This is a genomic window from Cupriavidus sp. 05T313 (genome assembly GCF_056396665.1).
Window position 1 is genome coordinate 1 of the sequence record NZ_JBFTLX010000300.1, and the last position, 7980, is coordinate 7980.

General features: G+C 64.9%; 7 protein-coding genes and 1 pseudogene. 1 reads left to right on the plus strand and 7 read right to left on the minus strand.

Annotation, left to right across the window (positions count from 1 at the left end; all coding sequences use genetic code 11):
- Positions 1 to 537: nitrilase-related carbon-nitrogen hydrolase (locus tag AC1DKD_RS36580; protein WP_477144385.1), on the minus strand; the 537-nt coding region annotated here is incomplete at its 3' end.
- A gap of 50 nt (positions 538 to 587) precedes the next feature.
- Positions 588 to 1070 carry an MSMEG_0572/Sll0783 family nitrogen starvation response protein gene (locus AC1DKD_RS36585; RefSeq protein ID WP_035811662.1) on the minus strand — a complete coding sequence of 161 codons (483 nt, stop codon included), beginning with the start codon at positions 1068 to 1070 and terminating at the stop codon, positions 588 to 590.
- Between the two features lie 420 nt (positions 1071 to 1490).
- On the opposite strand from AC1DKD_RS36585, the gene AC1DKD_RS36590 reads away from it, so the two are divergent.
- Positions 1491 to 2882, plus strand: a complete 1392-nt coding sequence (locus AC1DKD_RS36590; protein ID WP_477144386.1) for an aminotransferase-like domain-containing protein — start codon at positions 1491 to 1493, stop codon at positions 2880 to 2882.
- Between the two features lie 122 nt (positions 2883 to 3004).
- On the opposite strand, the gene AC1DKD_RS36595 is transcribed toward AC1DKD_RS36590, so the two are convergent.
- From AC1DKD_RS36595 to AC1DKD_RS36615, 5 genes and pseudogenes are all read right to left on the minus strand, one after another.
- Positions 3005 to 3838 carry an AraC family transcriptional regulator gene (locus tag AC1DKD_RS36595; RefSeq protein WP_441625716.1) on the minus strand — a complete coding sequence of 278 codons (834 nt, stop codon included), beginning with the start codon at positions 3836 to 3838 and terminating at the stop codon, positions 3005 to 3007.
- A gap of 241 nt (positions 3839 to 4079) precedes the next feature.
- A complete protein-coding gene (locus AC1DKD_RS36600) occupies positions 4080 to 4652 on the minus strand; it encodes a nitrogen fixation protein NifQ (protein WP_441625718.1) in 573 nt (190 codons plus the stop codon).
- A gap of 171 nt (positions 4653 to 4823) precedes the next feature.
- Entirely contained in the window at positions 4824 to 5747 is a 924-nt protein-coding gene (locus AC1DKD_RS36605; RefSeq protein WP_441625720.1) for an EAL domain-containing protein, read from the minus strand.
- Positions 5748 to 6234: 487 nt separating this feature from the next.
- Complete coding sequence (locus AC1DKD_RS36610) at positions 6235 to 7347, minus strand: hypothetical protein (RefSeq protein WP_441625722.1); 1113 nt, start codon at positions 7345 to 7347, stop codon at positions 6235 to 6237.
- 173 nt (positions 7348 to 7520) lie between these two features.
- A pseudogene (locus tag AC1DKD_RS36615) lies at positions 7521 to 7980 on the minus strand (hypothetical protein); the annotation flags it as partial.

Below are 7980 nucleotides of genomic sequence, written 5' to 3' on the forward strand. Positions count from 1 at the left end.
GTGCTGGGTCATCAGCGCGTAGCGGGCCAGCGGGTTGTAGTGCTCCCAGCAGGCCAGCGCGCCCACGCGGCCGATCGCGGTATCTGCCACTTTCAGGCCGGCCGCGTCGCCCTGGCCCCAGATCATCCGTTCATGGAAGGTCGGCGTGATCTTGCGGCGCTTGAGCGCCAGGCGGCCATCGGTATCGAAGATGAGTTGCGTGTTGTAAAGACTGCCGTGGTCGCGCTCGTTGACGCCAAGCACCACCACCATGCCATGCCGGCGCGCGCGCTCGGACACGGCATGGGTGACGGGGCCGGGCACCACCACCGCCTGCTCGTACAGGCGCATATGGTCGCTGCCGGATTGCACGGGCGGCCGCACGAAGGAGAAGTACGGGTAGTACGGCAGGAAGGTTTCCGGAAAGACGATCAGCTGCACGCCTTCCCGCGCGGCCTTGTCGATGGCCTCGCAGACTTTGCCGAGGGTGCCTTCGCCGTGCTCGAGGTCCGGGGAAATCTGGACCGCGGCCGCGCGCACAATGCGTTTCTGTGACATGGTGGTGCCCGCCTTTTCTATCTCTATCTGTCTCTGTCTCTATCTGTCTCTCAAACCGTCCAGGTATCCAGGATCAGCGCGTTCTCTTTGCGGTGGATAAGCTTCAGGTCCAGCACGTCGAGCGGGCTGATCGGGCGGATGCCTTCGATCAGCGAGGCTTCGCCGTGGCCGTAGAGCGCTTGCAGCGCGAAGCGGCAGGCGTAGACCTTGCCGCCCTCTTCCATGAACTTGGTGATCTGCTTGTTGAAGTTGAGATGGCCGGCGAAGGCCTCGTCGCCCAGCGTGGGAAAGCCGCGTTGCAGGCCCAGCGTGACGCCCGGGCCGTACAGCAGGATGGAAGTCTCGAAGCCCTTGCGTTGCAGGCGCGTGGCCTGCAACAGGTTGACGAAGCCGATCGAGCCCTCGAAGGCGACGGTGTGGAAGGTGACCAGCGCCTTCTCGCCCGGCTCCGCCTTCACGTCCTCGAAGACCTTCTCTTCGTAGTCGACCAGGAAATCGCCTTTCTTGTGGGCCGGTTTGTTGACTGCGGGCATGCTGTGCTCCATAGGGTGGGTGGGTCTGTCGATCGTCCGCGCATTTCGTTCGCGTATTCGTTCGATCGATCGGCCGGGGGGGCCGACACCACTCCATGAGCACGGGCTATGCCATCTACCCCGCCGATCAATGCAATCAATTAGCGATCAAGCAGGGAATCGTTCATTGATCGCATGGATGATTTTCCGGATGGTGGAAGCGGCGGCAATCGACTGTGCCCTGACCGGTACAGGCCAATATGGGGCATGCACTGGGGCGGAACGCGCCGGCCCCGCGCGGACGCCCGGAAGCGGTGCAATCCTGCAATCACGCACCATCATCGAGCACTAAAAAATGCAATCACTTAAGGCATATAAAGCGATCAATGTGATAGCCTGATGCCTCGGTACCTTGTACGCATGAATCGCCTGGAGCCCCCCTTGTCCGGTCTTGCCAGCCACTGGCTGAAACGCCTCTCCGAGAGCGCCAAACCCGCCTACCTGACGATCCCCGACCTGATCGAGGAAGACCTGGCGAGCGGCCGCCTGCAGGCCCGCGACCGGCTGCCGGCGCTGCGCGACCTGGCCGAGGCGCTGCGGCTCAACTACACCACCGTGGCGCGCGCCTACGCGGAAGCGCGCAAGCGCGGGCTGATCGACGCCAAGGCCGGCAGCGGCACGTTTGTCCGGGGGCGCGCCCCGGCGTTGCCGCTGCGCGCGGGCACCGGTGCCGAGATGACCATGAACATGCCGCCCGAGCCGCCGGTGCTGACGGYGCGGCTGCGCGAGTCGGCCGGGCGCCTGATGGGTGCCACCGATCCGTACAGCCTGCTGCGCTACCAGGATTTCGGCGGCACGCCGGCCGACCGCGCCGTGGCCACGGAATGGCTCAAGCGCTACGTGCCCGCCTGCCGCGCGGATACCGTGCTGATCTGCCCCGGCATCCACAGCGCCCTGGTGGCGCTGGTATCGCTGCTGGCCCGCCCGGGGCAGACCATCTGCCTGGATACGCTGGCCTATCCCGGCATCAAGGCCATCGCCACGCAACTCGGCGTGCAGTTGCAGGCCCTGCCCAGCGACGAGGAAGGGCCGCTTGGCCCGGCGTTCGAAACCCTGTGCAAGACGCAGAAGCCCAGCGCGCTGTACTGCAACCCGACGCTGCAGAACCCCAGCACCCGAACCATGCCGCAAGGACGGCGCGAGATCCTCGCGGATATCGCCCTGCGCTACAGCGTGCCGATCATCGAGGACGACGCCTACGGCATGCTGCCGCAGCGCACGCCCGACGCCATGGCCACGCTCGCGCCCGAACTCACCTACTACGTAACCGGCCTGTCGAAGTGCTTTGGCGCGGGATTGCGCATTGCCTTTATCAACGGCCCCACCGCGCGCCAGACCCAGCGCCTGGCCGGCACCCTGCGCGCCACCACCGTCATGGCGAGCCCGTTCAACACCTTGCTGGCCACGTCATGGATCAAGGATGGCACGGCGGAAGACATGCTCAAGGCCATTCGCGCCGAGAGCGTGGCCCGGCAACTGGTGGCCCGTGAGGTCTTCGCCGGGCGGCCCTATGATGCCGACCCCGAAGGCTTCCATCTCTGGCTGCCGGTACCGCAGGACAGCGGCTGGCGTCCGTCCGAGCTGGCGCTGCACCTGCGCTCGCGCGGCATTGGCGCGGTCTCGAGCGCGGCCTTCTCTACGGACGGCAACCCGCCGGACGCGATCCGCCTCTGCCTGGGCGGACCGGGCGACCGCGACGAGATGGAAGAGTCGCTGCAGATCGTGGCGGATACGCTGGACGATCCGCATCACCTGCATACGGCGATGCTGTAGCACCCGGCTATGGCTGGCGCCCGCGGGTAATCACCTGCCCCGCCCGCGCCCCGGTGTGGCCGTCCTGCTCCCATGTGACGGTGCCGTTGACGATCACGCAGCCGATGCCTTCCGCCGGCAGCCTACTTCGCCGGCATGTAGATCCGCGTCTGCAATTGCGCGGGCGGCGTGATGCGAGGATCGTTCACATACTGCTCGAACATGGGAAAGTCCGCCGGCACCGCCCCGCTGTTCGGCAGCCACTCCGAGAACATCCAGTTATAGGCCTTGTTCATCTCGTTGTAGGGGCCCGTATAGGTCAGTATCGCGCAACGGCACGCCGGGATTTCGAAGCGCACCAGTTCCTCTCCCAGGTCCGCATCCGGCGCAACCGACATGCCGGCCAGCGAACGCAACTGGTCAACCGGCACCTGCTCGGGATCGTCGAAGTACACACCGAAACCGGCGGTTTCCTGGCTGGCAACGCCGCGGCTGGCCGCCAGCATGAAGACGCGGGCGAACACCGGGCCGATTTCCTGATAGCTGCCGTGATGGCGCAGCGCGGCCAGCATGGTGCCAGGAAAGGTTTCGATCGTGATGGGATACATGGATAGCTCCTGAGGGTCGAAGGGACGGGAGCGGGCTGCGCGATACCGTCCCGGCGGCATGCCGAAGGTCGCGCCAAAGGCCCGGATGAACGCCGCGTCCGACTCATATCCGGCACGCAGCGCCACATCACGCAATGAAGCTTCCGTACCCGCCAGCGCAACGGCCGCACGGTGCATGCGGATGCGTTGCACCGTGGCCTTCACCGTTTCTCCCATCATCGCGCGATAGACGCGATGGAAGTGATACGGGGACAGGCAGGCCAGGTCCGCCAGCCGGTACAGGTCCGGGTCAGCGTCGGGATGGCTTGCCAGCCAGCGCAGGACGGGGTCCAGGCGCTGGGCGTACTGGTTTCGGGTTTCGGGCTTCATGTGGTCTCCATGGCGCGCAATGTACCGGAGGGAGCCTTGCAGATTTTGCGGTTTTTTGAGTTCATCCGACTCTCGTGTGGGTCGATTCGCCGCCGGGCTGGTTCCAGCACTGCCGTAGCTCCCCTGGCCCCGGTTGTTCTCCCATTTCATGGGAGAGGGGAGCAAACCGGCGTTCTGCCTGCGGCCACCCGCACCGGCATGTAGTACCCGCACGAAAGCATCCCCGTGGGCGCGTGCCGGCCTAATGCCAGCCGATCACCGTCTCGGTGCCGTGGCAGCCGGCGTAATTGTCGCAGCCGGCGCAAGCCGGTTCAGGACAGGGATGCAGGTCCAGCCGCAGACATAGCTCGTGGTAGAAGAATTTCTTCCACTTCATGTCCGTGGTGTTGGCTGCATGGAGCGAGGGAAAGTAGTCCCGCAGCAAGCGCGAAACGTCGTGCCTGCCGGCCAGGCCCATGTCGTGCCAGAGATGGGACCCGCCAAAGCAGCCGCTGGCCAGCGCATGAGCGGCCCAGCGCGTTTCCGTGCGGGCCGGATCGCCCGAGGAGACCAGCATCTCCACCAGGTCGGCAAACTCGCAAGGCAGCGCGGCGGCATCGACAGGCGCCGACTCGGGCGCCCACCCCGCCGCCCTGGCGCCGGGGAAGCAATGATCGAGCATTTGCCAGAACTCGGGCTCAGCCAGGCCGAGCCACTGCGCGAACCGAGGCAGCCTGCCGGCGTTGGCGCTTTCCAGCACGCCGGCCAGCGCGCGGCATGCCGGCTCGCCAGGCGACAGCGAAAACGCATCAAGGATCAGCAACGACTGGTTCACGGCAATGCCTTGTGGAGTTGGACACGCCAGCCATGCCGGCTCTGGCGGCGGCCGTGCGGTAGCCGGCCATTGCCCAATTTCCGAAATATAGCGGTGTATATAACGGTAGTCAACGCAAGGCCATGGAAGGCTCTACAGGGCGCAGGGGTGCCCCGTGGCCCGGCGGCTCGCTCAAAGCACCAGCCTCTCGAAGGGCACCGGCGGCGAAATGGCATATCCCTGCAGCAAGTCCGCTCCAAGCGATCTTGCCAGCACCATATCGTCCGGACTCTCCACGCCTTCGGCCACGGTCTGCAGTTCCAGCGAGCGTGCCAGGTCCATCGACGAAGAGAACAGCCGCCTGGCGCGTTCGGCATGCCGCGCCCGGTGCAACAAGGTCTTGTCGACCTTGACCTGCGTGAATGGCAGCAGGCCAAGGGCTTGCAGCGATGCGTAGCCGGAACCGAAATCGTCCTGCGAGATCACCATGCCGCGCGCCGAGAGCGCGTTGAGGTTCTCCAGCAGGCGAGCCTCGCCCTCGCGGGAGATCCGGGTCTGTTCGGTCAGCTCGAGCACCACCCGCGAAACATCCAGTCCATGCGAGATGCTGGCATGCACAAAGCCCTGGACAAACCCCGCGGCGGCCGCGGTCCTCGGGTTGACGTTAAGGGCGAACCGGCCCGCGTAGCGGGGAAAACGAGTCTGCACGCGCCCGCAAGCACCCAGGAAATGATCCAGCAGCAGGGTTTCCACCCCATGGCTGGTGATACTGCCGATGAACGTCTCCGGCGCATGATGCCGGCCTTTGTCGGACCAGCGCGCCAGCACTTCCAGCCCGACGATGCCGCCATGCTGCGCACTGATCTGCGGCTGGAACACCGGGTAGATATGTCCGAGCTCGATGGCGCCGATCAGGTCGTCCCTGGTGAGCACAAGCAGTTCCTCGCTATCCAGGCTGCGATCCATGGCGCCCGATGGCCGCGACATCAACCGCCGCAGCCGCGCCATGCGCGCTGCCGCGGCATGGCCCTCGCCCTCCGGCCCGGCGCTGGCCACGTCCGGATGCGAGGCCGCCTGGCGGGCAGACACCTTGCCCCTGATAAACGCGTAATGCAATCTAAGCTCCTGGAAGGCCCTTTCACGGTCGGGCACGACTGCACATTCATCACCTGGGAACCGCAAGCGAACACGCCACATCGCGACAACGTCATGCCGCCCGGCAACTCTACTGGCTCCGCTAACGGCGATTTCAAACTACGGCAAACCTGAAAACCGTCCCTTATGCACGCCCGGCCCCATTCTTTCAGCGCCCAGCCATCCACGGCAGACCCCGGTTCCCCTCCTAAGTAGGACCACCTACCAAGGCAGGGTACTGACGCAATACAACCCATAAGACAATCCGTCCCAGCAAGACTGACCCCTTGCTGAACCACTCAAGGGGTGTAGGGGCGCCCTGCACCTACACCCTTCTTTTTCCGGGTCAGGCCGTCCCCCTCCAGTCCCGTTGCCATTCACCTCGCCGGCCGCGCTTGGCGCGCACGCCGGTCATCTCGCACCTTCAATCCCGGCCGCGCCCCGAAACCCGAATTCCGCGAGCCTTGCCCTAAAAACCCGAGAAGCGGATACCAATCGAGCCATAGCCGTAATAGCGGTCCATCTTGCCCGCCGTGGCGGCATTGTAGAGAAACGGAATGGTGCCCACGAAGTTGTGCAGCGAGCCCTGCCCGCGCAGGAACACTTCGACGTTCTTCACCACCGCATACGACAACTCCAGCCCCAGCGTGTGATTCGACTTGATCGGGGAATTGCCGTACGCGCTGGCACGGCTATCGACGTTGCTGCGCAGCAGGTACTGGAACTGGTAGCCCAGCCTGGCAGTGAAATTCTCGTACTTCCAGCGCCACGAGCCGCCTAGGTTCAGGTAGCCGGCGGTGTAGTTGAAATCGTCATTGATATTGAGCCCGTACTGCCCGGCGTCGGTCGAGAAACTCGCGGACTGCAGGTTGACGTTGCCAACGCGGCAAGGCGCGGCCAGGCTGCCGTTGGCGACATTGTCGGAGTTGATGCCGACGTTGAAATTGCACCCACCCTGCTGCAACCGCGTATTGAGCCCGCCGATGGTCACACGGCTGACGCCCAGGCCGATAAACCCCGTCAGTTTGTTGCGCTCGGTCAGGTCACCGGAGAAGATCACATCGGCCTGGCCCTGAATGTCATTGGCATTGTTGACCGTGACGCTGTTGAACGTGGCATTCCTGACCTTCAGGGCGGAAGAGCGGCTCAAGCTACCCGAGTGGTCGCCCCATAGCGAGAAACGCACCAGCAGGCGGTCGCGCGCGCCGGGCTCGGCCAGCGGGTCGTAGTGCAAGGCCAGCATCCAGGTATCGATCTGGTTGTTGTCCGGCCCGTAGTCGATGCCGCGGCGCCAGTACGTGGCGGAGCCCGACCATTTCGGCGAGAACTTGTAGCCCAGCATCAGCTTGCCGCCGCGGTAATTGCCGGCATTGTCCGGCGCGCCGCCATGGCTGTTGAAGATGTCCATGGCGTTGTTGACCATGTCATAGCTGGCCTCCGCGCGAAATGCAGTGAACTCGCCCGTGGTGGGTTCGGCCTGCAAGAACACATCGTCGGGCGCCGCATTGGCAACGCCAGCGCATGACAAGCCCAGCATCAATGCGCCGGCATTGCCGAGCCAGCGCGTGCGATACAACAGCATAGGGAGACTCCGAGGCCAGGGGGCGGACCTCATCCACGGCGTTGGCCGGGTCGTGGTCCGGCAAACTGCACACAAAAAAGAAGCCGGTCACCCGCCATCGCGCCTGCGGGCGCGCGTGACGAATGACCGGGCAGCCCTCCCCGGACTACAGGGAGGGCCTGACTGCCAACCGATCAGGGATTCAGCGTCACCGTGGTCTTGATGCCGTTGCCGCTGACCTTTGCCGAGGCAGTTTCCACCGTCTGCGCCGACGTCTTCTGCGCGCTGCCGTTGACCAGCGCGCCGACGTTGACTGCCTTGCCGCCCTGGCCCGACACCGCGAATGTCACGGGGAAGGTAGCGGTCGACTTCGGCGTGAGCGCGTCGACCTGCGTTGCGCTCAGTGCCCCCGCGGTCCTCAGCTTGGCAAGGAGAACGGTGAACGGCAGGTTCAACGAGCCGCCGTTGGCGTTGTCGAACAGATTATCGGCAGCACCGTTGCTCAGGTTCGCGCTGGCCGCAACCGTGCCGGCAATGCGGAACGAGTAGTTGGTGCCGGCAGGCACCTGGGCCGCCGTCAGCGTCGAACCGTTGAAGGTCAGCGCCACCTTCTCGATGATCACGTCGACCTGGCTGCCGTTGTATGTGTAGCTC

Bases quoted from the DNA above. Each gene is read 5' to 3' on its own strand.
- AC1DKD_RS36610 (WP_441625722.1), bottom strand. From the start codon at position 7,347: ATGCTGTTGTATCGCACGCGCTGGCTCGGCAATGCCGGCGCATTGATG.
- AC1DKD_RS36585 (WP_035811662.1), bottom strand. From the start codon at position 1,070: ATGCCCGCAGTCAACAAACCGGCCCACAAGAAAGGCGATTTCCTGGTC.
- AC1DKD_RS36595 (WP_441625716.1), bottom strand. From the start codon at position 3,838: ATGAAGCCCGAAACCCGAAACCAGTACGCCCAGCGCCTGGACCCCGTC.